This is a genomic window from Pseudomonas sp. NFPP07 (genome assembly GCF_900115645.1).
GTDB lineage: Bacteria > Pseudomonadota > Gammaproteobacteria > Pseudomonadales > Pseudomonadaceae > Aquipseudomonas > Aquipseudomonas chlororaphis.
On sequence record NZ_FOXG01000008.1, the window covers coordinates 385,652 to 412,046 of the forward strand.

Below are 26,395 nucleotides of genomic sequence, written 5' to 3' on the forward strand. Positions count from 1 at the left end.
CCACCGATCCTCTTGGCCAGAAGCGACCGGACAGCGTCGCCCCGAGCGCCTCTCCTACCCCCTTGAATGCAGCCCCTCTCACTGCCAACCGCCACCCAGCACCTTGTACAGGGTCACCCGGTTGCTCTGCTCGGTCAGGCGCAGGCTGATCAAGTCCTGCTGGGCGCTGTACAGCGAACGCTGGGCGTCCAGGACTTCGAGGTAGCTTTGCGAGCCGCCGCGATACAGCGCGTCGGCCAACTCGAAGCTCTTGCGGTTGGCGTCGGTCAGGGCTTGCTGGGCCGCCAGGCGTTCGGCCAGGGTGCTGCGTTCGGCCAGGGCGTCGGCGACCTCCTTGAAGGCACTCTGGATTGTCTGCTGGTAGGTCTGCACCTGGATCTCGCGCTCGATCTTGGCCGCGTCCAGGGTCGCCCGGTTACTGCCGCCGTCGAACAGCGGCAGGCTGACGCTCGGGGCGAAGCTCCAGGCGCCGCTGCCGCCCTTGAACAGCCCGGACAACGCCGAACTCGCCGAGCCGGCATTGGCGGTGAGGCTGATACTGGGAAAGAACGCCGCACGCGCCGCGCCGATGTCGATGTTCGCCGACTTCAGCGTATGTTCGGCCGCCAGCACGTCGGGGCGCTGCTGCAACAGGCTCGATGGCAACTCGGCCGGCACCTGTACCAGCAATGCCGCCGTTTGCAGGCTGGCGCCGGGCAGCAGTTCGTCGGGGATCTCGCTGCCCACCAGCAAGCGCAGCGCATTGAGGTCCTGGAGAATCTGGCTGGCGTATACCGCCACGTCGCCGCGGGCCGACTCCACGGTGGTCTGCGCCTGGACCAGGTCCAGCTCGGAGGATCCGCCCAGGGCATGGCTGCGCCGGGTCAGCTCGTAGGTCGCCTGCTGGCTGCTCAGGGTGTCTCGAGCCAGTTGCAGCAGCTGGTTATCCGCGGCCAGGGTCAGCCAGGCGGTGGCCACTTGGGCCACCAGGCTGATCTGCGTGCTGCGCCGGGTTTCGTCCAGGGCCAGGTAGTCTTCCAGCGCTTCGTCCTTGAGGTTCCTGAGCCGGCCGAAAACATCCAGCTCGTAGCTGCTCACGCCCAGTTGCGCGTTGTAGTCGTGGCTGATGCTATCCGTGCCGCTGCGGCTATGGCTACCGCTGACCTCGGCTTCGACCGTGGGCAGCAACTCCGCGCGCTGGATGCGGTATTGCGCCTGAGCCTTCTCGACGTTCAGGGCGGCCAGGCGCAGGTCGCGGTTGTTGGCCAGGGCGAGGGCCTGCAAACGCACCAGGCGGCTGTCACTGAAGAACTGCCGCCAATGGATATCGGCGGCGGCCTCCCCACTGGGGTTCGCGCCACCCGGCAACCATTGCCCGGCGATCGGCGCCTCGGGGCGCTGGTACTCCGGCGCCAGGTTGATGCAGCCACCGAGCAACACCAGGGTGGCCAGCAACGTCCAACGAAATTTGATCATGCATCACCTGCCGGAACACGGGAATTAGGAGTGGAAACCGCGGATACGCGGGTAAAACGGCGACGGATCAACACGAAGAACAGCGGCACCAGGAAGATCCCCAGCAGCGTGGCGCTGAACATCCCGCCCAGCACCCCGGTGCCGATGGCCCGGCGCCCGGCGGAACCCGCGCCGCTGCTCAAGGCCAGCGGCAACACGCCGAACATGAACGCCAGGGAAGTCATGAGGATCGGCCGCAGGCGCTGGCGCGCGGCGGTCAGGGTCGACTCCAGCAAGCTGTTGCCCTGCTCCTGCAGATGCTTGGCGAACTCGACGATCAGGATCGCGTTCTTCGCCGCCAACCCCACCGTGGTCAACAGCCCCACCTGGAAATACACGTCGTTGCTCAGGCCGCTGGCGCGGGTCGCCAGCACCGCTCCCACCACACCCAGGGGCACCACCAGCATCACCGAGAACGGCACCGACCAGCTCTCGTACAAGGCCGCCAGGCAGAGGAACACAAACAGAATCGAAATCCCGTACAGCAAGGGTGCCTGGGAACCGGACAGGCGCAGCTGGTAAGACTGCCCGGTCCACTCGTAGCCGACCCCTTCGGGCAGTTGCTGGACCAGTGCCTCCATCGCGTCCATGGCCACTCCGGAGCTCACCCCCGGCGCCGGGTCGCCCACCACTTCAAGGGACCCATTGCCGTTGTAGCGCTCGAGCAGGGGCGAACCGTAGCTCCAGGCACTGCTGGCGAAGGACGAGAACGGCACCATGTCGTCATTGCCGTTACGCACGAACCAATGGTCCAGGTCCGCCGTCTGCATGCGCGCCGAGGCCTCGCCCTGGACATAGACCTTCTTCACCCGGCCCTGGTTGAGGAAGTCGTTGACATAGGTCCCGCCCAGGGCGGTGGACAAGGTGCTGTTGATGTCGCTGGTGCTCAAACCCAGGGCGCCGGCCTTGCGGTCGTCGATGCTGACCTTGAGCTGCGGAGCGTCGTCCAGACCGTTGCTGCGCACGCCGAGCAGGCGCGGGTCCTGCCGGGCCAGCCCGATGAGCTGCTCGCGGGCCGCCACCAAGGCTTCGTGGCCGACGCCGCCTAGATCCTTGAGCTGCAGGTCGAAACCCGAGCTCTGCCCCAGGCCGCGTATGGCCGGCGGCTGCATGACGAACACCCTGGCGTCGCCGATGCTCGACAGCGCCAGGGTCGCACGCTGGGCAATCGACGCCGAATCCTGCCCGGCCGCGCTGCGTTCGCTCCAGTCCTTGAGTTTGATAAAGGCACGGCCGGTGTTCTGGCTGTTGCCACTCATGCCTAGGCCGCTGATGCTGATCAGGGTCTCGATTTCCGGCTGGGCGAGCATGTAGTTCTCGAACTGCTTCATCACCGCCTGGGTGCGGCTGTCGGTGGCCCCCACCGGCAGTTGGATCTGCGCCATGAGGATGCCCTGGTCTTCGTCCGGCAGAAACGAGGTCGGCAGACTCGCATAGCCGCCGGCCATGACCAGCAGGATCGCCGCGTACAGCAGCAGGCTGCGCCGGTAACGCTGCAGAACGCCACCGAGCAGCCCCTGGTAACGCGCGGTGCCGCGCTCGACGTTGCGGTTGAACCAGGCAAAGAAACCGCTGCGTGCGTCATGCCCCTGGGCATCGGCGGGCTTGAGCAAGGTGGCGCACAGGGCCGGGGTCAGAGTCATGGCCACCAGCACCGAGAGCAGCATGGCCGAGACTATAGTCATTGAAAACTGGCGGTAGATGATCCCGGTGGAACCGCCGAAAAACGCCATGGGCACGAACACCGCGCTGAGCACCAGGGCAATGCCGACCAGGGCGCTGGTGATTTCCGTCATCGACTGGCGCGTCGCCTCCAGGGCCGACAGCCCTTGCTCGGCCATCACCCGCTCAACGTTCTCCACCACGACGATGGCATCGTCCACCAGCAGGCCGATGGCCAGGACCATGGCGAACATGGTCAGGGTATTGATCGAATAGCCGAACAGCGCCAGCACGCCGAAGGTGCCCAGCAACACCACCGGCACGGTAATCGCTGGAATCAGCGTGGCCCGCAGGTTCTGCAGGAACAGGAACATGATCAGCACCACCAGGACGATGGCCTCGCCCAGGGACTTGACCACTTCCTCGATGGACAGGCTGACAAAAGGCGTGGTGTCGTAGGCGATGACGTTCTTGAGCTGCATTTGCGCCGGGTAATAGGGTTGCAGCTCCTTGAGCTTGGCCTTGACCGCCTCGCCGACGCTCAGGGCATTGGCCCCGGCCGCCAGCTTGATACCCATGGCCGCGGCCGGCTTGCCAGCGAGGGCGGTACTGATGTCGTAGCTATCGCTGCCCAGCTCGACCCGCGCCACATCCCCCAGCAGCACCAGGGCGCCGTCGCTGGAAGACTTGACCACCACCTTGCGAAACTCCTCCGGGGTCTGCAGCTTGCTGCGGGCACTGATGGTCGCGTTCAACTGCTGTCCGGGCACCGCCGGCAAGGCACCCAGTTGCCCGGCGGAGACCTCGGTGTTCTGCGCCTCCAGGGCGCTGCTGACGTCGGAGGGCATCAAGGCGTATTTTTCCAGCTGCGCCGGGTCCAGCCAGATCCGCATGGCGTAGCCCGAGCCCAGGGCCTGCACGTCGCCGACCCCGTCGATCCGGCTGATCTGGTCGAGCAAGGTGCTGGAGATGTAGTCGCCGATCTGGGTGCCGGTGACGCTCTCGTTGTCCGAGGCCAGGGCGGCGATCATCAGGAAGTCCGAACCGCCCTTGGTCACGGTCAGGCCTTCGCTCTGTACCGTCTGCGGCAACCGCGACTCGGCCTGTTGCAGCTTGTTCTGCACCTGCATCTGCGCCACATCCGGGTCGGTGCCGGCAGCGAAGGTCAGGCTGATGCTGGCGCTGCCCGCCGAACTACTGCTGGCCGACATGTAGGTCAGGTTGTCCAGCCCCTTCATCTGTTGCTCGATGACCTGGGTCACCGAGTCTTCCACGGTCTTGGCCGAAGCCCCGGTGTAGGTGGCGGAGATCTGCACCGTCGGCGGCGCGATGTCCGGGTACTGTTCCAGCGGCAGCTGGCTGATGGACAAGGCGCCGGCCAGCATGATGACGATGGCGATGACCCAGGCAAAAATCGGCCGGTCAATAAAGAAGCGCGCCATGTTCAACCCTCCTGCGCCAGGCCGGTGGGGGCGGTCTGCGGCGTGCGGCTACGGGTGCCGCTGCCGCTGTTCTGCGCCAGCACCGCGGCGCCGACCCGGACCTTCTGTCCGCCTTCGACAATCAACTGGTCGCCGGCGCTGAGCCCCGCGCTGACCCACCACTGGTTGCCTACCGCGCGTTCGATGGTCAGCACTCGCTGCTCGACCTTGCCGTCGACCACCACCAGTGCCGAGGTCACGCCACTGGCGCTGCGAGTCACCGCCTGCTGCGGAACCAGGATCGCCCGCTCGTCGCGAGCCTGCTCCAGCACCGCCCGCACATACATGCCCGGCAGTAACAGCCGCTCGGGATTGGGGAACTCGGCGCGCAGGGTCACGGTGCCGGTGCTCTGGCTGACGCTGACACCGCTGAACTTCAGGCGGCCGGCATGGGCATAGGTAGTACCGTCGTCGAGTTTGAGGCTGACCGGCGCTTCGTCTGCCGCGGAGCCCTGCAGGGCGCCGCTGGCCAGGTCGCGTTTGAGGCGCAGCAGCTCGCTGGTGGACTGGGTGACATCGACATAGATCGGGTCCAGTTGCTGCACCGTGGTCAGCGCGGTGTCCTGCTCGGCCACCACCAGCGCGCCGGGGGTCACGGTGGAGGTTTCGATGCGCCCGGCGATCGGCGAGGCGATGCGCGTATAGGCCAGGTTGATGCGCGCCGTCTCGACCTCGGCCTGGGCCACCTGGACCTCGGCCTGGGCGGTCAGAAGGCTGGCCTGGGCGTCTTCGTTGTCCTGCTGGCTGATGGCGTCGATTTTCACCAGTTGGGCATCGCGGGTAGCGGTGGCCTGGGCCGACTTCAGGGTGGCCCGGTTCTTGGCCAGGGTCGCCTGGGCTTCGGCCAGCGCCGCCTTGTAACTGGCCGCGTCGAGCTGATAGAGACTCTGCCCGGCCTTGACCTCGGCGCCTTCGACGAACAGCCGCTGCTGGACGATGCCGCCGACCTGGGGACGGATCTCGGCCACCAGGAAAGCCTGGGTGCGCCCGGTCAGCTCGGTGGTCAGGGCCTGGCTTTGCGCCTGTACGGTGATCACCGAGACCTTGGGCACCTGGGCGACAGGGTCCGGCGCGCCCGGCGAGCAACCGCTCAACACGAACAGCACCATCAGGGAAACGATGACCGCGGCGGTCACCAGGGACTTGGCGAAAATTTTGCTCGACATAACGGCCTCTGCAAGACGGAATGGCTTGTGCCTGCCGGCATGCTGCGAGGCAAATGTGCAGGAAAATTGAAGATTGCCCGCCAACCTTGAATCTTCCTCGCGCCGGGGCCTAAATGAACGGGCCATTCCTCCAGCCCCGCGAGCCCATGAAACTGAGCATCTCCACCAAACTGTTCGGCGCCGTCCTGACCAGCGTGCTGTTCGTCATCCTGAGCATGGGCCTGGCCACCGGCTGGAGTTTCGGCCGCGGTTTTCTCGGCTACATCAACGAGCAGGCGCTGCTGCGCATGGAGCCGGTGTTGCCACGCCTGGCGGCAGCCTACGAGCGCGAAGGCAACTGGGAATTCATCCGCGACAATCCCCATCGCTGGTTCGAGATCATGCGTCCCGAACCCGGGGAGGAATCCAAACTGCGCAAACTGAAACTACCGCCCACCTCGGACCTTACCGGTGCGCTGTTTCGCATCGCCCTGCTGGACCAGGACAAACACCTGGTGATTGGCTATCAGGCAATCGACGACGACGCCCTGCTGCGGCCGGTGGAGGTGAACGGCCGCACGGTCGGCTGGCTGGCCGCATCGCCGTTCCAGAACGTCACCGAGGCCGGCGGCGAACGCTTTTTCAAGTATCAGCTACGCACCAGCCTGGGGGTGGGCGTGGCCTCTCTGCTGCTGGCGATGCTGATCGCCTGGTGGATCTCGCGCACCCTGCTCGATCCGGTCAAGCGCGTGGCCGCCGCCACCCACCGCCTGGCCGCCGGGGAATACAGCAACCGGGTGGCCGTGGCGTCCAATGACGAAGTCGGCCAACTGGCCCGCGACTTCAACCAACTGGCCTATACCCTGGAACGCAACGAACAGATGCGCCGCGAGTTCATGGCTGACGTCTCCCACGAGCTGCGCACCCCGCTGTCGGTATTGCGCGGCGAACTGGAGGCCATCGAGGACGGCGTGCGCAAGCTCGATCGACAATCGATGCAATCGCTGCAAAACGAAGTGGGCATGCTCAGCAAGCTGGTGGACGACCTGTACGAGTTGTCCCTGGCCGATGTCGGCGCCCTCACCTACCGCAAGAGCGAGTGTTCGCTCAACGAGCTGCTGGCGCTCAGCGTGGCGATGTTCCAGGAACGCTGCCAGGCCGCCCGGCTCCAGGTCGAAATGAAACTGCCGGAGCGGCCGATGCAGCTGGACGCCGACCCCAAGCGCCTGCAACAACTGTTCGCCAACCTGCTGGAAAACACCCTGCGCTACACCGATGCCGGCGGCCAGCTACGCATCCGCGCCTGCGTCGAGGGCGATAACCTGCGGGTCGATTTCATCGACTCCGGCCCCGGGGTCGACGCCGAACAACTGCTGCGGCTGTTCGAGCGTTTCTACCGCGGCGAAGCCTCGCGCAACCGTGCCAGCGGCGGTGCCGGCCTGGGCCTGGCGATCTGTCGCAGCATCGCCCTGGCCCACGGTGGCAGCCTCGACGCCGATCACTCGCCCCTGGGCGGCCTGTGGCTGACCCTGCGCCTGCCCGGCAAGGTTTGAAGCATGAGCACTGGACAACCGATCCTGATCGTCGAAGACGAACCGAAACTCGCCGCCTTGCTGCGCGACTACCTGGACGCCGCCGGTTACCCCAGCCTGAGCCTGGACAACGGCCTGGACGTGGTGCCGGCGGTCCGCGCCCATCGACCGCGGCTGATCCTGCTCGACCTGATGCTGCCCGGGCGCGACGGCCTGGAGGTGTGCCAGGAGCTGCGGCGCTTCAGCGAAGTACCGATCATCATGATCACCGCCCGGGTCGAGGAAGTGGACCGCCTGCTGGGCCTGGACCTGGGTGCCGACGACTACATCTGCAAGCCCTTCAGCCCGCGCGAAGTGGTGGCCCGGGTCAAGGCCATCCTGCGCCGCGGCCCGCAGCTGACGGCAGCCGCACAGGCCCGATTGCAGATCGACGAAGAACGCTACCGTGCCTCGTTCGACGGTATCGCCCTGGACCTGACCCCGGTGGAGCTGCGCCTGCTCAAGACCCTGGCCGCGTCCCCGGGCCGGGTGTTCTCCCGCGACCAGCTGCTCGACCGCCTGTACTCCGACCACCGGGTGGTGACCGACCGCACCGTCGACAGCCATGTGCGCAACCTGCGGCGCAAACTGGCCCGGGCCTGCCCTGGGGAAGACCCGATCCAGTCGTTGTATGGCGTGGGCTACAAGCTCGAGCTGGGGACAATACCGGGCTGAGCGGCGGCGACAATGCCTGAAAGAAATGAGCGCCCGCTACCCGCGATGGGCGGCAGAGATCGGGTTCGGCCAAAGGCGGCGGCGAGTGCCCTACCCCCTCGCCATGAGAGCCGGGTTGCCGACGATCCCCCTTGAGAGCGATGCCGTCCTCAAGGCCGCTTCGCGAGCAAGTTCGCGCCTACAGCTCGGCGGCATGCGCCGGTGATCTGCAAGGCAGCGCCCGCCATGCTTGCGGTCAGCGATCCGCCACATAGATGACCGTTTGCCCGCCGCTGGCCGCGCTAGGCCGACGGGTGAAATAGGTATCGCCTTCATCGGTGTGGATCTCGTAGTCCGCCTTGCCGGCGGTACGCCCCGAGGGGTCGGCATGCTTGATGATTTTCAGCACCCGCTGGAACTTCAGGCTCTGGGTGCCGTTTTGCGCGGGTCCGGTCAGTACGTTGACCGTTTGAAACCAGCCCTGGTTCTTCTTGTTCGACACCAGGGTATGGGTCAGCGCCTCGAAGCGCTCCAGGCGGGTAAAGCCCCAGAGCGTCTGCTCCTCGACCGCCTTGCCGGGGGCACTGGAGCCGGTGAACACGAACAGGTTGATGGCCGGATTGTCTTCGCAGAAGAAATCGTAGGGCACCAGCCCGTCGACCATTTTCTTGCCGGAAACGAATCCTTTTTTATGCACCAGAAACATCGCCACCTCCACTCAATGGCCCCGCCGGAACAGCAAAAATGCTGAGCAGGAAGTCTACTGAGGGGCGACGTACAGGGCGGTCAAGGCAATGTAATTTCGTGTAAAGCTCAGGCCCGCCGAGGCAGCCTGATCTCCACGGCCAGCCCGGCGCCCGGCTCGTTGCGGGCCTCGATGCTGCCGCCGTGCAGTTCCACGGCCCTGGCCGCGATGGCCAGGCCCAGGCCGAAACCGGCGGCCGCCTCGCCCACGCCACGCTCGAAGGGTTGGAACATACTCTGCAACCACGCGCTTTCGACGCCTGGGCCCCGGTCGATGATGCGTACCGTCAGGCCCTGCGCGGACAGATCGATGTGCGCGCTGACCTGGACCCCGGTTCCCGCGGCGGTATGGCGCACCGCATTGCGAATGACGTTCTCGAAGCAGCGATACAACAGCTCGCCGTTGCCCCGGCTGACAAAGCCCGGACAGGCCTGCAGGCTGACCTGGCAACCCTTCATGCCCGCCTCGAAGCGTGCGTCTTCGACGATCACCGCCAGCAGCTCGACGATATCCAGCGGCTCGCGCTCGATGCTCTCGGGCCGGCCCTGCAGGCGTGCCAGGGTCAACAGCGCTTCGATCAGGGTGTCCATGCGCTCCGATTCACGCTCGATACGCCCGAGCATTTCCAGCTGCATCGGGTCCTGCCGCAACAGGCCGATGGCCGCCTGCATGCGCGTCAACGGCGAGCGCAGTTCGTGGGAGATGTCATGCAGCAGATGTTGCTGGGCCTCCACCAGCAGTTTCAGCTGGTTGGCCATGCGGTCGCAGTCTTCGGCCAGGTCGACGATCTCATCGCGGCGCGCGCCCATCATCGGCTTGACCCGGGTTTCGAAGCGCCCCTGGGCGACGTAGCCCATCGCCCGCCGCAGGTGGGCCAGCGGCCAGGCCAGATAGTAGGCCATGTAGGCGCTGAACAGCGCGCTCATCAGCGTACCGATCAGCAACGGGATCAAGCGCCCCGGCGGCCGGCGGTGATCGCCAGGCACCAGGGAAGACTTGAGCGAAAGCCTGAGCCCTTCCTTGCTGACCAGTGTTTTTTCATAGACCGGGTGCGCGACCGGCGACCCGGCCAGCAATCGGTCGCTGCTGTCATAGACGCCAACAGCCTGGTCCGGCGGGTGCCGCCAGACCGTCAGCAGCTGCCTGCCCGAATCGATGCCGTACTGTTGCAGCAACTGCTCCTCGCTGGCCAGGATCACTTCCAGATGCGGGTCCCCGGGGAGGGAGCCGCTCAGCAGCAGAATGCCCACGCCGACAAAGAAGGTCAGGCTGGTGGCCAGCCAGAAGGCCAGGAACAGTTTCCAGAACAGCCGGCTGGGTTTGCTCATTCGGCGATCAACAGGTAGCCCACGCCACGCACGCTCTGGATCCAGGCCTTGGTGTCGGGGCGCGGGCCGAGCTTCTGGCGGATGCTGCTGATATGCACGTCGATACGCCGGTCGTAGCGGGTCAAGGGACGCCCCAGGGCCTTGAGCGACAGGTCCTCCTTGCTCACCACCTGCCCCGCGCAACGGGCCAGCTCTTCGAGCAGACTGAACTCGGTACTGGTCAACTCCAGCTCGCTGCCCTGCCATTGGGCCTGGCGCTTGCCGGGCCACAGCGCCAGGGTGCCGCTCCTGATCACTTCGTTGGTCGGCGGCTCGGCCGACTGCACCCGGCGCATGATCGCCCGCAAGCGCGCCACCAGTTCGCCCGGCGAGCTGGGCTTGGGCACATAGTCGTCAGCGCCCAGTTCCAGGCCGGTGATCTTGTCGATGTTGTCGCCACGGGCGGTGAGCAACACCACCGGGATCTGGCTGCTGGCACGGATGCGCCGGAGCACCTCGATGCCCGACAGGCACGGCAGCATCACGTCCAGAACCACGATGTCGTAACCTCCGGAAAGCGCCTGGGCCTCGCCCTCTTCGCCGGTGTGCACGGCGGCCACCGCAAATCCTTCGCGTTCCAGGTACTGGATGAGCATGCCAGTCAGTTCCTGGTCATCGTCGACGAGCAATACGCAAATCATGGCGAACTCTTGAAGGGGCACCGGCGCATTATCCCCTGCGCGCCGCGCAGCGTCATCGCCCCGGGCCCAACCTTTACCTAATTTGACACTCTGTTAACCGCACCAAACACCCCGCACTCTTATGCTTGACCTCCACCCGCCAGGCCGCTGTGGGTTGTCCCGTCCGCAGCGGGTCATTCAAGCGCGCCTGCGCCGCTTGTCGATGTGTCCTGGAAAAGATCCCGATGAATTTTTCGCGCCTGCTCTGCTCGGTTGCGCTGCTGCTCAATGCCACTCTGGCCCACGCTCAAGGCTTCAAAATCTCCGATATCCGGATCAACGGACTGCAACGGGTCTCCGCCGGCAGCGTGTTCGGCGCCTTGCCGCTGAACGTCGGTGACGAAGTCGATGACCGGCGCCTGGTGGAGTCCACCCGGACCCTGTTCAAGACCGGCTTCTTCCAGGACATCCAGTTGGGCCGCGAAGGCAATGTCCTGGTCATCACGGTAGTCGAGCGTCCATCCATCGCCAGTATCGAAATCGAAGGCAACAAGGCGATTTCCACTGAAGACCTGATGAAAGGTCTCAAGCAGGCCGGTCTCGCAGAAGGCGAGATCTTCCAGCGCGCCACCCTTGAAGGCGTGCGCAATGAACTGCAGCGCCAATATGTCGCCCAGGGTCGCTACTCGGCCGCGGTCGACGCCCAAGTGCTGGCGCTGCCGCGCAACCGCATACAGTTGAAGATCAGCATCGACGAAGGCAGCGTGGCCGCCATCCAGCACATCAACGTGGTGGGCAACACGGTGTTCACCCAGGAAGAACTGACCGCTCAGTTCCAGCTCAAGACCAGCAACTGGCTGTCCCTCTTCAAGAACGACGACAAGTACGCCCGCGAAAAGCTCTCCGGCGACCTGGAACGCCTGCGCTCCTATTACCTGGACCGCGGCTATATCAACATGGATATCGCCTCGACCCAGGTTTCCCTTACCCCGGACAAGAAGCACGTCTACATCACCGTCAACATCAACGAAGGCCAGAAATACACGGTTCGCGAGGTCAACCTCAGCGGCGCGTTGAAGGTGCCTGAAGACCAGATCAGGTCACTGTTGCTGGTCGAGAAGGGCCAGGTGTTCTCGCGCAAGCTGATGACCACCACCTCCGAGCTGATCACCCGTCGCCTGGGCAACGACGGTTACACCTTCGCCAACGTCAACGGCGTGCCACAGCCCCACGACGACGATCACACCGTCGATATCATCTTCGTGGTCGACCCGGGCAAGCGAGCCTATGCCAACCGCATCAACTTTCGCGGTAATACCAAGACCGACGACAAGGTACTGCGCCGGGAAATGCGCCAGATGGAAGGCGGTTGGGCCTCGACCTACTTGATCGACCAGTCCAAGACCCGCCTGGAACGCCTGGGTTTCTTCAAGGAAGTCAACGTCGAAACCCCGGCCGTGCCAGGTGTCGATGACCAGGTAGACGTCAACTACGCAGTGGAAGAACAGGCTGCCGGTTCGATTACCGCCAGCATCGGTTTCGCCCAGAGCGGCGGCCTGACCCTCGGCGGTTCCATCACCCAGAACAACTTCCTGGGTACCGGCAACTACGCCAGCCTGGGCCTGACCCGCTCGGAATACCAAAGCAAGTACAACGTCGGCTTCACCAATCCCTACTTCACCCCGGACGGCGTGAGCCTGGGCTACAACCTGTTCTACAGCAGCACCGACTACAACGATTACTACGACGACGGCGTCTCCTACTACGCCATCAACAGCTATGGCGTCGGTACCTCGCTGGGCTACCCGATCGACGAAACCTCGCGCCTGAATTTCGGCCTGACCGTGCAACACGACAGCATCGAGCCAGGCACCTACAGCGCCGACGAGATCTACGATTTCATCGAACGCGAGGGCAAGGAATTCACCAACTTCAAGGCCAACCTCGGCTGGTCGGAGTCAACCCTCAACCGCGGCGTGCTGGCCAGCCGCGGGCACTCGCAGAGCCTCAACCTGACGGTGACGGTGCCCGGCAGCGACCTGAGCTTCTACAAACTCGACTACAGCGGGCAGACCTTCCTGCCGGTCAGCCGCGCCACCTCGCTGCGCTTCCATACCAAGCTCGGCTACGGCAACAGCTACGGCTCGACCGATGGCCTGCCCTTCTATGAGAACTACACAGCCGGCGGCGAAGGCTCGGTACGCGGCTTCGAAAGCGGCACCCTGGGCCCGCGCAACACTCCGGCCACCGGCGCCTATGCCAGCGCCGGCCAGGCCTATTACTCCGACCGCGACACCGATGCGTTGGGCGGTAACATCCTGATCACCGGGGGCGTGGAATACCTGTTCCCGATGCCCTTCATCAAGGACAGCACGTCGGTGCGCACCTCGTTGTTCTGGGACGTCGGCAGCGTCTATTCGGACAAGTGCTACCTGAGCACCACCCAGGGTTGCGACGGCGTCGACTTCGCCCAGATGGCCAGCTCGGTGGGGGTCGGCGTGACCTGGTACAGCCCGCTGGGGCCCTTGAGTTTCAACCTGGCGTATCCGATACGCAAACCCGACAACGCCGACACCCAGGTGTTCCAGTTCTCCCTAGGGCAGACCTTTTGAGCCGGCCTCAGGATTGCTGGCGCGTCCAGGCATCCTGCTGGTCCTGCTTGACGATGTCGACGAAGTGCGCCGGCAGCAGGTTGCGGAAAGGCCCGCCGTCGCGCTCCACCACCTCGACCATCTTCGCCACCATCTCTTCGGGATCGTACTGCTCGAAGGGAAACTTCAGGCCGGAGTGATCGGTGAAGTTCTTTTGCGGGTCGTACCAGCTTTTCCAGGTTTCCATCATCCGGTCGTTGAAACCGGTGGAGTACGGCCCGGGGTTGATGGTCGCGACCTGGATGCCGAACTCCGCCAGCTCCATGTGCAGGGCCTCGGCGATGGATTCCAGGGCATGCTTGGAGGCGCAGTAGGCGCCGGTGAACGGCCCGGTGAGCAGGCCGGCGATCGACGAGACAAAGACGATCTTGCCCTGGTGCCGCTCGACCATCTGCCGCACGAAACCCTGGGTCAACTCCAGGTTGGCGAACACATTGGTCTCGAACTGGGAACGCAGGATGTCCACGGGAATTTCCGCGATGGCGCCGGTCTCGGCGTCGCCGGCGTTGTTCAGCAGCACGTCGATGTCCCATTGCCAGGCATGGGCGCGGTCGCGGGCCGACGTGATGTCGAGCTTCTCCACCCGCAGCTTGAGGTCCAGGCTGGCGGCAAGTTCGCGCAGCTCGGTGACCTGCGGGGTGATCTGCACCCCGGCGATCACCTCATGCCCGTTGGCGGCCAGGCGCAGCGCCACCGCACGACCAAAGCCCGAACCGGCGCCGGTGACCAGAATACGTTTTTTGCTCATTGTGATTTCTCCAAGGAAATGTCGGTGACCAGGGCTCAGACGCAAGCCCGGGCAATGATTTCGTCTTCAACCCCGCTGCCACCGGAGACGCCGATGGCGCCCAGGCAACGCCCCGCCTGATCGACGATGGGCAGGCCGCCGGCAAAGCTGGTCAAGCCGCCGTTGCTCTGCTCGATCGACCACAACGACTGCCCCGGCCCGGACAACGCGCCGAGTTCGGCGCTGGCGGTGCGGAACAGCGCCGAAGTCCGGGCCTTGCGCTGGGCCAGGTCGATCGCCCCCGGCACGGCGTCGTCCATGCGCACGAACGCCAGCAGATTGCTGCCCTGATCGACGATGGCGATGCACACCGAAAGCTGCATCTGCATGGCTTTGGCGATGCCCTTGTCGAGCATCTGCCGGGCGGGTTTGAGGGTGACGGGCCAGTGCATGGCGGGACTCCTTTGCGGTTGAAAAGAGTCTATGAAGCTCGTAGCTTTAAGAGAATCCGCATTTCCCCAACAAGACTATTAAGTATTCCTAACAATGAGCCGACGCGATCCACTGGCCGGGCTGCACCTCTTCATGGCGGTGGTCGAGACCGGCAACTTCACCCGCGCCGCCGCCGTGCTGGGCGTGACCCCGGCGGCGGTGAGCCTGGCCATCAACCAGCTGGAAAGCGAACTGCAGACCAAGCTGTTCCATCGCACCACCCGCGGCGTCAGCCTGACGGAGAGCGGCCAGCGCTTTCACGAAGGCAGCGAAGCCGGCTACCGCAGCCTGCTGCAGGCCCGGGACGATCTGGGGGAAACCCAGGGCGAGCCTGCGGGGCACTTGCGCATCAGCGCCCTGCACATGGCCAAGCACCTGATCGTCGCCCCGCTGCTCGAGGATTTCTTCCAACGCTACCCCAGGATCACCCTGGAAATACGCTACGAAGATCAGCTGGTGGACATCGTCAAGGAACAGCTCGACGCCGGCATCCGCCTGGCCGATGCCCTGCATCCGGGCATGCACGCGGTGCAGATCACCCCGCCGTTGCAATGCGCCCTGGTGGCCAGCCCGCAGTACCTGGCGCGCCACCCTGCGCCGCGCAGCATCGACGAGCTGCACCAGCATGCCTGTGTGCGCTTTCGTTTTCCCAGCAGCGGGCAGATGCACAAATGGCACCTGCACGACGGTCAGCACGAGGTGAAGCTGGATGTGCCCGGGCGCTTTATCAGCACCGACACCCAGGCGGTAATCGAAGCCGCCCGCGCCGGTGTCGGCATCGCTCATGTGTTCATTCGCGAACGGATCGCCGCCGACCTCGACAGCGGCCAGCTGGTGGAAGTCCTGCCCGGCACCTGCCAGCCGCTACCGGCCATGTGGCTGTACTACGCCAACCGCCGGCACGTTGCGCCCAAGCTGCGCGCCCTGATCGAGGTGTTGCGGGACTGGAAGCAGTCGCCCGGGCGCGACACCCGGTAAAGCCGCGCAGAGGTACGACTCAGGCCCGCGCCCGGACGCCCGGCACCAGAAGCTGCACCAGGGAATCGGCAGTCGTGCGCAAACGTTCCGGCTCCTGGTAGATGCGTTCCATCACCGCCAGCCCGCGGGTGAAGGTGACCATGACCTGCGCCGCTTCATCCGGCGCCAGGGCCAGGTCGCCCTGGATCGGCTCGGCCGACAACGCGGTGCTGATGGTCAGTTGCAGGGCGTCCAACAGGTCGCGCAAGCGCTGCTGGATGCGCGGGCCGATGGTGTCGGCGTCGGTGGCTGTCTTGGTGGTCAGGCAACCTTTGGCTGGCGTGCCGCTGGTCATGTTGCTGATCGCCACCTGGAAAAACTGCCGCAGCGCGGTCTCGGCGTCCGCGGCCTCGAGGGCCTTGGCCGCGTTGCCCAAAAAGCGCGTGGCGTAGGCTTCGAACGCCAGCAGGAACAACGCCTCCTTACCGCCATAGGCATGGTACAGCGAGCCGCGCTGGACCTCGGCCGCTTCGGCCAGATCGGCCATGGAGGTGGACTGCCAGCCCTTGCGCCAGAACACATCAAGGACCGCCGACAACACTTTTTCTTCGTCAAACTGCCTGACACCCGCCATAAAAATCACTGCTCACATAATTGTTGACAACCTTGTCAAAGATACCAACACTGCGATCTTTGACACACCTGTCAATCATACCCGATAGGTGCTGTGCGGTAAGCATGCTTGATGTACTGGTCCACGGCTTTCGTTCCGCGTCACGCAAGGAAGTCGGCTTCACCTGCGCAGTCACGCCCGGTAACAGCGGTCGTGGGCGCGAGCGGTTTTCTCTTTTTACGTCAGGGAAAAAGGAGTCTACGAAATGGTTTCGAACAGTCGTATCCAGTATGGCTACATCAATGTCATCGAGCCCGCCGAGCACAAGGGCGAGCTCACCCGGGACAAGGTCGAGCGCTTCACCGAGGGGTTCAGCAAACCCGCCCTGCTACGCAAACTCGCGCCCATCGGCGAGGAGTTCTCGCAACGGTCGTTCTTCGACCAGGTCGGCTCGGGGAAAAACCTGCAATGGCGGGTCAAGTCCGGCGACCAGCCGGTGTCGATGCGCGACGAGAACGGCGCCTCGGACTACAACTACGTCACCGGCCGCGTCGGCACCGGGCAGGAATTCCTCGACGACATCTTCACCCACCACCTCGACGTCTATTCGCACCTGGGCACGATTTCATCGAGCTACAACGACCCCTACGAATGGGGCAAGGACGCCTTCAACCTGGTCAAGCAGCAGGTGTTCAGCAAACCCTGGTTCAACATCGACGCCTGGAAAGTCACCGGCCACATGTTCCTTGGCTACAGCACCCAGGAATACGGCGAGCCGGCCCGGGGCGCGGTGGGCAGCGACTGGCACATTTTCCCGACCCTCAACATTTTCGTGATGATCGCCGGCACCAAGAAGTGGAGCACCCGACCACCGCAACTGGGCGACCAGTTCCGCGACTACGACCTGATGTTCGAAACCAGCAGCGGCCGCGAAGCACCGGGCGGCGACTACGAGGCCGATACCGTCTACGTCGAGCCGGGCGACGTGCTGATCAACCCGCCCTTCGAATGGCACAAGGTGCTCAATGCCCGCGGCCTGAGCATCGGCGCGGCGTTCCGGGTGATCGACATCGACTACCTGAGCAAGCTGGAGAACCGCCGCAACCTGGACCTCTCCAAGGTCGCCCATGACGATGGCAACTTCGCCGAGACCGAGGAGCTGGCGCACTTCCTCACCAGCCTCAACTACGCCTCACGCCACATCAACCGGGCGCAGATGCTGCTCAACGACCTCGAGTACGCCTACCTGCGCAAGCGCGGCAACGCCGGCTCGGTGAAGATCGGCCACCGCTAGCCCCCAGGCGCCGCAGCGAGGACCCGCTCATGACGCTTACCGTCAGTCCCGAACAGCGTTGGGCCGGCATTCTGTGCGGCCTCGCCGCGGCCCTGATCTGGGGCGCGTTCCCGGTGGTCACCCGGCTGGGGCTGACCCGCACGCCGCTGGATGCCTACGACATCACCTGCATCCGCTACGGCGTCTCCGGGCTGATCCTGCTGCCGTACCTGCTCCGCCATGGCCGTCGGGGCCTGAGCTGGACAACCATCGGCCTGATGGTCGTCGGCATCGGCGCGCCGTACATGCTGGTGGTGGCCCAGGGGCTGGCCCTGGCCCCGGTGGAACTGTTCGCGGTGGTGACTCCCGGCAGCATGATCCTGTTGTCGATCCTGATCAGCGCGCGGCTGTTCGGCACCCGCCTCGGCGCCCGGGCGAACGCCGGCACCGCGCTGATCATCGGCGGCGTGCTGCTGGCCGGCTGGCACAGTTTCGCCGGGGCCCAGGCCTCGCCCTACGCCTACCTGATGTTCCTGCTCGGCGGCCTGCTGTGGGCGATCTATACCCTGGTGTCGAAATGGTCCGGCAGCGATGCGCTGCACGCCACCGCGATCGTCTCGGTGTGCTCGATGGTCCTGTACCTGCCGGTCTACCTGGGCAGCCGCGGGCTGCGGATCCTCCAGGCGCCGCTCTGGGATATCGGCATTCAGGTGGTCTACCAGGGCCTGCTGGTGTCGACGGTGGCGTTGTTCTTCTACAGCCGCTCGGTCCAGTTGCTCGGTGCTGCGCTCGGTTCCACCTTCGCCGCGCTGGTGCCGGGCACGGCCATGGTGCTGGCCGCCCTGCTACTCGGCGAGCGCGCGGACAGCACTGCCATCGCCGGCTTGCTGGTGGTGACCGCCGGCATGCTCCTGACCCTGCTGCCGCAACGCCCGCGCCCGCTGCCGGGCGCCATCGGCCAGCCGACGCCCAGGCCACCAGGACCCACGCCATGAACGACCTGCATGAGCGGACAGCGGCCACTGTCCACAACCAAGGAAAACCCAGTATGAGCAGCGCACCCCTGACCCTCTACGAACTGGCCGGCGCCGACCCGGACCTGCGCTTCAGCCCGCACTGCTGGAAGACCCGCATGGCCCTGGCCCACAAGGGGCTGCAAAGCCAGCGCATCGCCTGGCGCTTCAGCGACAAGGCGCGTATCGCCTTCTCCCGACAAGGCGCGGTCCCGGTGCTGGTGGATGGGGACCAGAGCATCAGCGACTCCTGGCGCATCGCCCTGCACCTGGAGCAGCGTTACCCCGAGCGCCCGTCCCTGTTCGGCGGCCGTGAGGCCATCGCGCTGTCGGCTTTCGTCAACCGCTGGGCCGACAGCATGCTGCTGCCCGCCGTGGCCCGGGTGATCCTGCTGGATGTCTACGCGCAACTGGCCGCCGAGGACCGGGCCTATTTCCGCAGCTCCCGCGAAGCGCACTTCGGCACCTCGCTGGAACAGTTGGTGGCCCCCCAGGCTCAGCACCTGGAGCAACTGCGCCAAGTCCTGACCCCGCTTCGCCAAACCCTCAAGGGCCAGCCCTTCCTGGCCGGCGAAGCCCCGGCCTACGCCGACTATTGTGTGTTCGGCATGTTCATGTGGGCGCGCTGCACCAGCGGCGAAGAACTGCTGGCCCCCAACGACGCCCTGCATGCCTGGCGCGAACGCCTGCTGGACGCCTTTGGCGGGCTGGCGCGCGCGGCCACCCTGGCCACCCCTATCGAGACTGGAGCACGCCATGTCCAATGATCCCGCCCTGCACGACTTCGCCGTCCGTTCCTCGGACAAGATCCGCTACGCCGATACCGACCGCCAGGGCCATGTGAACAACGCGGTGTTCGCCACCTTCCTGGAAACCGGGCGGGTGGAGATCATCTATGACCCGCATGCGCCGCTCGCCGAACCCGGCAGCGAATTTGTCATCGCGCGCCTGGAGCTCGACCTGCGCGCCGAACTGCGCTGGCCCGGCACGGTGCAGATCGGCACCCGGGTCGCCAACCTCGGCAAAAGCTCGATGACCCTGGAGCAGGCGCTGTTCCAGGACGGACGCTGCGCGGCCCTGGCCAGCACCGTGATCGTGCAGATCGATGCCCAGAGCCGGCGCTCGAAACCCTTTGGCGAAGAGGCACGGCGCCGCTTGAGCGCCCTGACCACGGCCGCGGACTCGTTCGCGGTGAAATAGGCGGAGGACGCCATGTCGACGCTACAGCAACTGTTCTCGGCCCTGCCGTTTTTCCAGCTGGCGGTGATCATCGTCGCCAGCCAGCTGTGTGGTGCGCTGCTGGCCCGCTGGGGGCAGTCGCGGGTGATCGGCGAAATCTGCGTGGGCATCCTGCTGGGCCCCTGCCTGCTAATGGCCCTCGGCGCGCAGTGGCATGCGGCGGTGTTTCCGGCAGCCATCCGTCTGGGCATCGAGACCCTGGGCAATATCGGCCTGGTCCTGCTGATGTTCCAGATCGGCCTGCGCTTCGACAGCCATCACCTGGACAGCCACAAGATCGGCTTCAGCGCCCTCGCGGTGGCCGCCGGCGGGGTGATCCTGGCCTTTGCCCTCGGGGCCATGGTCGGCCTGCTCTCCCACTCCGCCCTGGCGCCCGCCCAGCCCAGGCTCGGCTACGTGCTGTTCTGCGGCATTGCGCTGTCGATCACCGCCCTGCCGGTGCTGGTGCGAATTATCAGCGACCTGGGGCTGGAGCACTCGCTGGCCGGGACCGTCGGCATCGCGGCCGCCGCCATCACCGACATCATTGGCTGGGTGCTGCTGACGGTCATCGTCGCCCTGTCCAGCAGCGACAGCTCGCTGTTCGGGGTGCTGCGCCAGCTGAGCTTCATCGTCCTGTTCCTCGCCCTCGCCCGCTGGGGCCTGCGCCCGCTGCTGCACACCTTGTTTACGCGGCTGCCCGCGACCCGCAGCGCGGCCCCCGCCGCCGATATGAGCATGGCGCTGATGCTGGCGACCGCCCTGCTGTGTGGCTGGATCACCACCCTGATCGGCCTGCACAGCGCCCTGGGCGGGCTGATCGCCGGCTGGTTGCTGCGCGAGCGGCGCCAGCACTGGCACCGCCATATGGAAGGCTTCGTCAATATCGGGCTGGTGCCCTTCTACTTCGCCGCCACCGGGCTGAAGATGGACCTCGGCGCCCTGGCGCCGCTCGACAGCTGGCTGTGGCTGCTGGCCTTCTTCGTCGCCGCGGTGCTGGGCAAAACCGCCGGCTGCTACCTCGCCGGACGCTTGGCCGGCCTGTCGGTGGAGGTCTCGCGCAGCGTCGCGATATTGATGAACACCCGTGGCCTGATCGAGATCATCGTGCTCTCCGTGGGCCTGGACATGGGGCTGATCTCCCAGAGCGCGTTCTTCCTGCTGTTGATGGTGGCCATCGCCACCACCCTGATGACCACCCCGCTGCTCCGGCGCCTGGCCAGGATCGAGGCCCTTCCATCCGCCCTGGCGAAAGGCGAGCTGCAGACCTCCGATCGGTAAGCATCGGCCGACCGGGTATCCCGCATAAAAATCAGGCACGGCACAGAGCCGGGAAACCCGCCGGCTACACTCGCAGGTTGTGCCTTGCCTGCGCCCGAAAGCCTGGCCGGGCACTGGACTTCCCTCGCCAACCACAGGAGGTGCGGCGGTCATGGCCTTCACCGAAATCGACTACGAAACCCAGGGACCGATCAGGATCATCCGTTTCAACCGGCCGCAGAAACGCAATTGCATCGGCCCCACCACCCACCTGGAACTGATCGAGGCCTGGAGCCGTTTTCGCGACGATCCGCACGCCCTCGTGGCCATCATCACCGGTGCCGGCGACCAGGCCTTCTGTGCCGGCGGCGATCTCAAGGCGGCGCTCGACCTGGTGCCCACCACCGCGGACGAGATCGCCGCGCACAATCGCGGCGAGCGCCCCGGGATCATCGGCCCGAGCCGCTGGACGGATATCTACAAGCCGGTGATCGCCGCGGTGAACGGCGTGGCCTACGCCGGCGGCCTGGAGTGGGCCTGCTTCGCCGATATGCGCATCGCCGAGGAACACGCCACCTTCGGCGTGACCTGCCGCCGCTGGAACATCGGCCTGGGCGATGGCGGCACCCAGCGCCTGCCACGCATCGTCGGCATGGGCCGGGCGCTGGAGCTGATCCTCACCGGCAAGGTGATCTGCGCCAGCGAGGCGCTGGCTATCGGCCTGGTCAACGAGGTCGTCGCCAAGGGCCGCTCGCTGGAGCGCGCGCTGGAACTGGCGCGCCTGCTCTGCACCCTGCCCCAGCCCGCCATGCGCTCGGACAAGGAAGCCGTCATCCGCGGCTACGGCCAGCCCCTGGCCGAGGGCCTGCGCATCGAAGCCGAGTGTTTCAACCGCTCCATCCATGAGCCGGAAACCCAGGAAGGACTGCGCCGCTTCCGCGAGCGCGACCACCCGGACCTGCGCGACGACGCACCGGCCCAGACGCCGGGGTTGACCAGGGATTGAGGGCTGCGGCAAGCCGCGACGCCGGCGGTCAAGAATGACAGACCCGGGGCACCCGCCTCGCCCCCCGGGCTGCCTGCTACGCCGTGACCGCCGGCGCGTAGCGCACCGCCAGCTTGCGCAAGGCGACGTAGAACACCGGGGTCAGGAACAGGCCGAACAGGGTCACCCCGAGCATGCCGGAGAACACCGCGACGCCAGTGGCGCGGCGGATCTCGCTGCCCGCGCCGCTGCCGATCAGCAAGGGCACGGAGCCGGCGATGAACGCCACCGAGGTCATGACGATCGGCCGCAGGCGCAGGCGGCAAGCCTCCAGCGCCGCCTCGATGATGCCCTTGCCCTGGAGCTCCAGCTCCCGGGCGAACTCGACGATCAGGATCGCGTTCTTGCAGGCCAGGCCCATCAGCACCACCAGCCCCACCTGGACGAAGACGTTGTTGTCGCCGCCGCTGAGCCACACCCCCGACAAGGCCGCGAGCATGCACACCGGCACGATCAGGATCACCGCCAGGGGCAGCGTCCAGCTCTCGTACAGGGCGGCGAGGACCAGGAACACCAGCATCACCGCCAGCGGGAACACCACCGCCGCGGCATGGCTCTGCGTGACCTGCTGGTAGCTCAGGTCGGTCCATTCCAGGGTGATGCCGCGGGGCAATACCCGGGCGGCGATCTCTTCCAGCTTGGCGATCACCTGGCCCGACGACAGCTGCTTGGGATCGGAGTCGCCGATCAGGTCGGCCGCCGGGTAGCCGTTGTAGCGCACCACCGGATCGGGGCCGTAGCTGGGCGTCACGGTGATCATCGCGCCGAGCGGCACCATCTCGCCCCGGTCGTTGCGCACCCGCAGGTTGCCGATGTCCTCGGCGGTCTGCCGGTAGGAGCTGTCGGCCTGGGCCATGACCCGGTAGACCCGGCCGAACAGGTTGAAGTCATTGACGTAGACCGAGCCCAGGTAGGTCTGCAAGGTATTGAACACATCGCTCAACGACACCCCTTGCGCCTTGACCTTGACCCGGTCCACCTGCACCTCCAGCTGCGGGATGTTGGCCTGGTAGGAACTGACCGGGTAAGTCATGCCCGGGGTCTGCGCCACCGCGGCCTGGAAGGCGCTCAAGGCATTCTGCAGGGCGCCGTAACCCAGGCCCGCGCGGTCCTCGAGGTACAGCGAATACCCCGAACCGTTGCCCAGCCCCTGGATCGGCGGCGGCAACAGCGCATAGGCAAAACCTTCGTGGACCTGGGACAGCTTGGCGTTGAGTTCGGCATTGATCTCCACCGCGCCGCGCTCACGCTGGTCGAACGGCTTGAGGATCACGTAGGCGGCCATGACATTCGGCGTGTTGACCGATTGCAAGGCATTCAGGCCGCTGAAGGCCGGCACGGTCTCCACGCCCTCCACCGAGAGTGCCGTCTCGATCAGCTCGCGGGTCACCGCATCGGTGCGGGCCAGGGACGCGCCTTCCGGCAGCTTGGCGCCGGCGAACAGGTAGAGTTTGTCCTGGGTCGGGATAAAACCGCCCGGCACCAGATTGAACATCCAGGCCGTGCCGATCAGCAGCAAGGCGTAGAGGAAGAACACCGAGCCGCGCCGCCCCAGGGAGTAGGACACCAGGCCGTGATAACCCTCGGAGCGGCGTTTGAACATCCGATTGAAGGCGCGGAAAAAGCCCCCAAACACCTTCTGGATGCCCCGCTCCAGCCAATCCTGCGGCGCGCCGTGGGGCCTGAACAGCTTGGCCGCCAGGGCCGGCGACAGGGTCAGGGAGTTGATCGCCGAGATCACCGTGGAAATCGCGATGGTCACCGCGAACTGCTTGTAGAACTGGCCGGTGACGCCGGAGAGAAAGGCCATGGGAATGAACACCGCGCACAGCACCAGGGCGATGGCGATGATCGGCCCGGACACCTCCTTCATCGCCCGGTGCGCCGCCTCCCGCGGGTCGTAGCCCTTTTCGATGAAGCGCTCGACGTTTTCCACCACCACAATCGCGTCGTCGACCACGATGCCGATGGCCAGCACCAGGCCGAACAGGGTCAGGGTGTTGATCGAATACCCCAGCAAATACAGCCAGGCGAAGGTGCCGATCACCGACACCGGCACCGCGATCAGCGGGATGATCGAGGCGCGCCAGGTCTGCAGGAACAGGATCACCACCAGCACCACCAGCACCACGGCTTCCATCAGGGTGTGCTGCACCGCGCTGATGGATTCCCGGACGAACACCGTCGGGTCCCACACTGCCTTGTAGGCCACGCCTTCGGGGAAATGCCGGGACAGTTCGTCGAGCTTGCCGTAGACCGCCTCGGCGACCTGCAAGGCGTTGGCCCCCGGCGAGAGGAAAATCCCCACCGTCGCCTGGTTGCGGTCGTCCAGGTGCGCGCGCAGGGTGTAGTCGCCCGCGCCAAGCTCGACCCGGGCCACATCCGACAGCTTCACCAGCTGCCCGTCCGCCCCGCTCTTGAGGACGATATCGGCAAACTCCTGTTCGCTGCGCAAGCGCCCGCGCACGCTGATCGACACCAGGAAGTCGGCGCCCTGGGGCGAAGGCTCGGCGCCCAGCTGGCCGGCCGAGACCTGCACGTTCTGCTCGCGGATCGCGTTCACCACGTCGGCCGCGGTCAGTCCCCGGGCCGACAGGCTGTTGGGGTCCATCCAGATGCGCATCGCGTAGTCGCCCGAACCGTAGACCCCGACATCGCCGATCCCGGACAGCCGCGACAGCTCGTCCTTGACGTGCAGGGTCAGGTAATTGCGCAGGTACAGCGAGTCGTAGCTGTTGTCCGGGGACAGCAGGCTGACGTACATCAGCGGCGTCGGCGATTGCTTCTGGGTGGTCACGCCATACTGCCGCACCTCTTCCGGCAGCCGCGACAGCGCCTGGCTCACGCGGTTCTGCACGCGCACCGCGGCGGTGTCCGGATCGACGCCGGGGACGAAGGTGATGCTCAGCGCCAGGCTGCCGTTGGAGCCGGTGACCGACTTCATGTACATGATCCCTTCGACGCCGTTGATCGCCTCTTCCAGGGGCACGGCGACCGACTCGGCGATCTCCTTGGGGTTCGCCCCCGGGTAGGTGGCGCGCACCACCACGCTGGTCGGCACCACCTCGGGGTATTCCCCCGACGGCAGCACCGGGATGGCGATCAGGCCGAGGGCGAAAATGATGATCGACAGGACGATGGCGAAGATCGGTCGGTCGATGAAAAACTTGGAAAAATCCATGGCTGCTCTTCCTTAATTCGCCAAGGGTGTCTGGGGCGCGGCGGCCGCGGCCTGCTGCGGCGGCGCGGCGATGTCCCTGGGCTCCACCGCCATGCCCGGGTAGAAGATCTTCTGCGCCCCGTTCAGCACCACCCGGTCGCCGGCGGCCAGCCCGGCGCTGATCACCCGCAGGCCATCGAGCTGGCGGCCCAGGGTCACGTCTTTGCGCAGGGCCTGGTTTTGCGGGCCGATGACGTACACGTATTTGCGGTCCTGGTCGGTTTGCACCGCGCGATCGTCGATCAGCACCGCATGGGTCTCGCTGCCGCCTTCAAGACGTACCCGGGCGAACAGGCCCGCGGTCAGCCGACGCTCGGGGTTGGGCAGCACCGCGCGCACGCGGATGGTGCCGGTGGCCGGGTCGACCTGGTTATCCAGGAAGTCCACGGTGCCGGTCAGGGGGAAGGTCCCGACATCGTTGGCAAGACCCACCCGCACGGTATTGCTCACCCCCGGGCGCTGGCCCTTGCTCAGCAGCTCGGTGTAGCGCAGCAGGCTCTGCTCGTCGGCGTCGAAATAGACGTACATCGGGTCCTGGGAAACGATGCTGGTCAGCACGCTCTGATCGGCCTGGGCCAGGTTGCCGAGGGTCAGCATGGCCCGGCCGACACGCCCGGAAAACGGCGCGCGGACCTGGGTGAAGTCGAGGTTGAGCTGGGCCGTGGCCACCTCGGCGACGGCCGCGTTCACGTCCGCCACGCCCTGGGCCAGGGAGGCGCTGCGAATGTCGCCCTCCTCCCGGGACAGCGCCGACTGCTTGACCAGGGCCTGGCCGCGGCGGTCCTGCTCGCTGGCCAGGCGCACCGTGGCGCGGGCCCGGGCCAGCCGGGCCTGGGCACTGGCCAGCGCCTCGCGGTAAGGACGCGGATCGATGACGAACAGGGTCTGGCCCTTTTCCACCTCGTCGCCCTCGCGAAACGCCACCCGGTCGACATAACCGCTGACCCGTGGCCGCAGGTCGACGGCGTCGATCGCACTGATACGGCCATTGAACAGGTCCCACTCACGCACCGCCTGCACGCTCACGGTCGTCACCTCGACCACCGGCGCCGCGGCGGCGACCGGCTCGCCCTTTTCGTCACAGCCGCCCAGCGCCAAGAGGAGGCACAACGCGCCCAATCGATGGGTTGAAGAACAGCCTCGACCGACTACTCGGCGAATTCGATTCATGAACGTGGACTCCCGCT

The 26,395-nt window shown here is 65.8% G+C and carries 21 protein-coding genes; 10 read left to right on the top strand and 11 right to left on the bottom strand.

Annotation, left to right across the window (positions count from 1 at the left end):
* Positions 1-78: 78 nt before the first annotated feature.
* From BM019_RS22345 to BM019_RS22355, 3 genes are read right to left on the bottom strand one after another with little or no spacing between them, the layout of a single operon-like run.
* Positions 79-1,455, bottom strand: coding sequence for an efflux transporter outer membrane subunit (locus tag BM019_RS22345; RefSeq protein WP_092420355.1), 1,377 nt, complete (start codon positions 1,453-1,455; stop codon positions 79-81).
* Complete coding sequence (locus BM019_RS22350) at positions 1,452-4,598, bottom strand: efflux RND transporter permease subunit (RefSeq protein WP_009044254.1); 3,147 nt, start codon at positions 4,596-4,598, stop codon at positions 1,452-1,454. Before BM019_RS22350 ends, BM019_RS22345 begins: the two co-directional genes overlap by 4 nt.
* Positions 4,599-4,600: 2 nt before the next feature.
* Positions 4,601-5,803, bottom strand: a complete 1,203-nt coding sequence (locus BM019_RS22355; protein WP_009044255.1) for an efflux RND transporter periplasmic adaptor subunit — start codon at positions 5,801-5,803, stop codon at positions 4,601-4,603.
* A 146-nt stretch (positions 5,804-5,949) separates the two neighbouring features.
* Here BM019_RS22355 and baeS point away from each other — a divergent pair, with 146 nt between their 5' ends.
* Together baeS and BM019_RS22365 are read left to right on the top strand one after the other, a co-directional pair.
* Positions 5,950-7,335 carry a sensor histidine kinase efflux regulator BaeS gene (gene baeS / locus BM019_RS22360; RefSeq protein ID WP_037004800.1) on the top strand — a complete coding sequence of 462 codons (1,386 nt, stop codon included), beginning with the start codon at positions 5,950-5,952 and terminating at the stop codon, positions 7,333-7,335.
* Positions 7,336-7,338: 3 nt separating this feature from the next.
* On the top strand, positions 7,339-8,028 hold the full coding sequence (locus tag BM019_RS22365) for a response regulator (protein ID WP_092420358.1): 690 nt from the start codon (positions 7,339-7,341) through the stop codon (positions 8,026-8,028).
* A gap of 235 nt (positions 8,029-8,263) precedes the next feature.
* Here the strand turns inward: BM019_RS22365 and BM019_RS22370 are convergent, their stop codons facing one another.
* The 3 genes from BM019_RS22370 to BM019_RS22380 all read right to left on the bottom strand — a co-directional run bounded on the left by BM019_RS22370 (position 8,264) and on the right by BM019_RS22380 (position 10,760).
* Positions 8,264-8,713 (bottom strand): hypothetical protein, encoded by a 450-nt coding sequence (locus tag BM019_RS22370; RefSeq protein WP_009044258.1) that lies wholly within the window; start codon positions 8,711-8,713, stop codon positions 8,264-8,266.
* Between the two features lie 107 nt (positions 8,714-8,820).
* A complete protein-coding gene (locus tag BM019_RS22375; protein ID WP_009044259.1) occupies positions 8,821-10,080 on the bottom strand; it encodes a sensor histidine kinase in 1,260 nt (419 codons plus the stop codon).
* Positions 10,077-10,760, bottom strand: a complete 684-nt coding sequence (locus tag BM019_RS22380; protein ID WP_009044260.1) for a response regulator transcription factor — start codon at positions 10,758-10,760, stop codon at positions 10,077-10,079. The genes BM019_RS22375 and BM019_RS22380 overlap by 4 nt, the downstream gene beginning before the upstream one ends.
* Before the next feature lie 224 nt (positions 10,761-10,984).
* Between BM019_RS22380 and bamA the strand changes: the two genes are divergently transcribed.
* Positions 10,985-13,351: an outer membrane protein assembly factor BamA gene (gene bamA / locus BM019_RS22385; RefSeq protein WP_009044261.1), complete on the top strand. Its 2,367-nt coding sequence runs from the start codon at positions 10,985-10,987 to the stop codon at positions 13,349-13,351.
* Between the two features lie 7 nt (positions 13,352-13,358).
* Here bamA and BM019_RS22390 read toward each other — a convergent pair whose 3' ends face one another.
* Positions 13,359-14,138 carry an SDR family oxidoreductase gene (locus BM019_RS22390; RefSeq protein ID WP_092420361.1) on the bottom strand — a complete coding sequence of 260 codons (780 nt, stop codon included), beginning with the start codon at positions 14,136-14,138 and terminating at the stop codon, positions 13,359-13,361.
* Positions 14,139-14,173: 35 nt separating this feature from the next.
* Positions 14,174-14,569, bottom strand: a complete 396-nt coding sequence (locus BM019_RS22395; protein ID WP_092420363.1) for a GlcG/HbpS family heme-binding protein — start codon at positions 14,567-14,569, stop codon at positions 14,174-14,176.
* A gap of 94 nt (positions 14,570-14,663) precedes the next feature.
* On the opposite strand from BM019_RS22395, the gene BM019_RS22400 reads away from it, so the two are divergent.
* Positions 14,664-15,587 (top strand): LysR family transcriptional regulator, encoded by a 924-nt coding sequence (locus BM019_RS22400; RefSeq protein WP_092420366.1) that lies wholly within the window; start codon positions 14,664-14,666, stop codon positions 15,585-15,587.
* A gap of 19 nt (positions 15,588-15,606) precedes the next feature.
* Here the strand turns inward: BM019_RS22400 and BM019_RS22405 are convergent, their stop codons facing one another.
* Positions 15,607-16,167, bottom strand: coding sequence for a TetR/AcrR family transcriptional regulator (locus BM019_RS22405; protein ID WP_239691097.1), 561 nt, complete (start codon positions 16,165-16,167; stop codon positions 15,607-15,609).
* Between the two features lie 277 nt (positions 16,168-16,444).
* Between BM019_RS22405 and BM019_RS22410 the strand changes: the two genes are divergently transcribed.
* The 6 genes from BM019_RS22410 to BM019_RS22435 all read left to right on the top strand — a co-directional run bounded on the left by BM019_RS22410 (position 16,445) and on the right by BM019_RS22435 (position 21,949).
* Complete coding sequence (locus BM019_RS22410) at positions 16,445-17,473, top strand: cupin domain-containing protein (protein ID WP_009044266.1); 1,029 nt, start codon at positions 16,445-16,447, stop codon at positions 17,471-17,473.
* 29 nt (positions 17,474-17,502) lie between these two features.
* Entirely contained in the window at positions 17,503-18,447 is a 945-nt protein-coding gene (locus BM019_RS22415; protein WP_085530600.1) for a DMT family transporter, read from the top strand.
* On the top strand, positions 18,444-19,232 hold the full coding sequence (locus BM019_RS22420; protein ID WP_085530599.1) for a glutathione S-transferase family protein: 789 nt from the start codon (positions 18,444-18,446) through the stop codon (positions 19,230-19,232). Before BM019_RS22415 ends, BM019_RS22420 begins: the two co-directional genes overlap by 4 nt.
* On the top strand, positions 19,222-19,665 hold the full coding sequence (locus BM019_RS22425; RefSeq protein WP_092420372.1) for an acyl-CoA thioesterase: 444 nt from the start codon (positions 19,222-19,224) through the stop codon (positions 19,663-19,665). Before BM019_RS22420 ends, BM019_RS22425 begins: the two co-directional genes overlap by 11 nt.
* A 12-nt stretch (positions 19,666-19,677) precedes the next feature.
* The gene (locus tag BM019_RS22430; RefSeq protein ID WP_092420375.1) at positions 19,678-20,964 is read left to right on the top strand and encodes a cation:proton antiporter; all 1,287 of its coding nucleotides are present in this window, start codon (positions 19,678-19,680) and stop codon (positions 20,962-20,964) included.
* Between the two features lie 151 nt (positions 20,965-21,115).
* Complete coding sequence (locus tag BM019_RS22435; protein WP_092420378.1) at positions 21,116-21,949, top strand: enoyl-CoA hydratase/isomerase family protein; 834 nt, start codon at positions 21,116-21,118, stop codon at positions 21,947-21,949.
* A gap of 76 nt (positions 21,950-22,025) precedes the next feature.
* On the opposite strand, the gene BM019_RS22440 is transcribed toward BM019_RS22435, so the two are convergent.
* Both BM019_RS22440 and BM019_RS22445 read right to left on the bottom strand, forming a co-directional pair.
* Positions 22,026-25,169, bottom strand: coding sequence for an efflux RND transporter permease subunit (locus tag BM019_RS22440; RefSeq protein WP_092420381.1), 3,144 nt, complete (start codon positions 25,167-25,169; stop codon positions 22,026-22,028).
* Between the two features lie 12 nt (positions 25,170-25,181).
* Positions 25,182-26,318, bottom strand: coding sequence for an efflux RND transporter periplasmic adaptor subunit (locus BM019_RS22445; RefSeq protein WP_239691095.1), 1,137 nt, complete (start codon positions 26,316-26,318; stop codon positions 25,182-25,184).
* Positions 26,319-26,395: the final 77 nt, after the last annotated feature.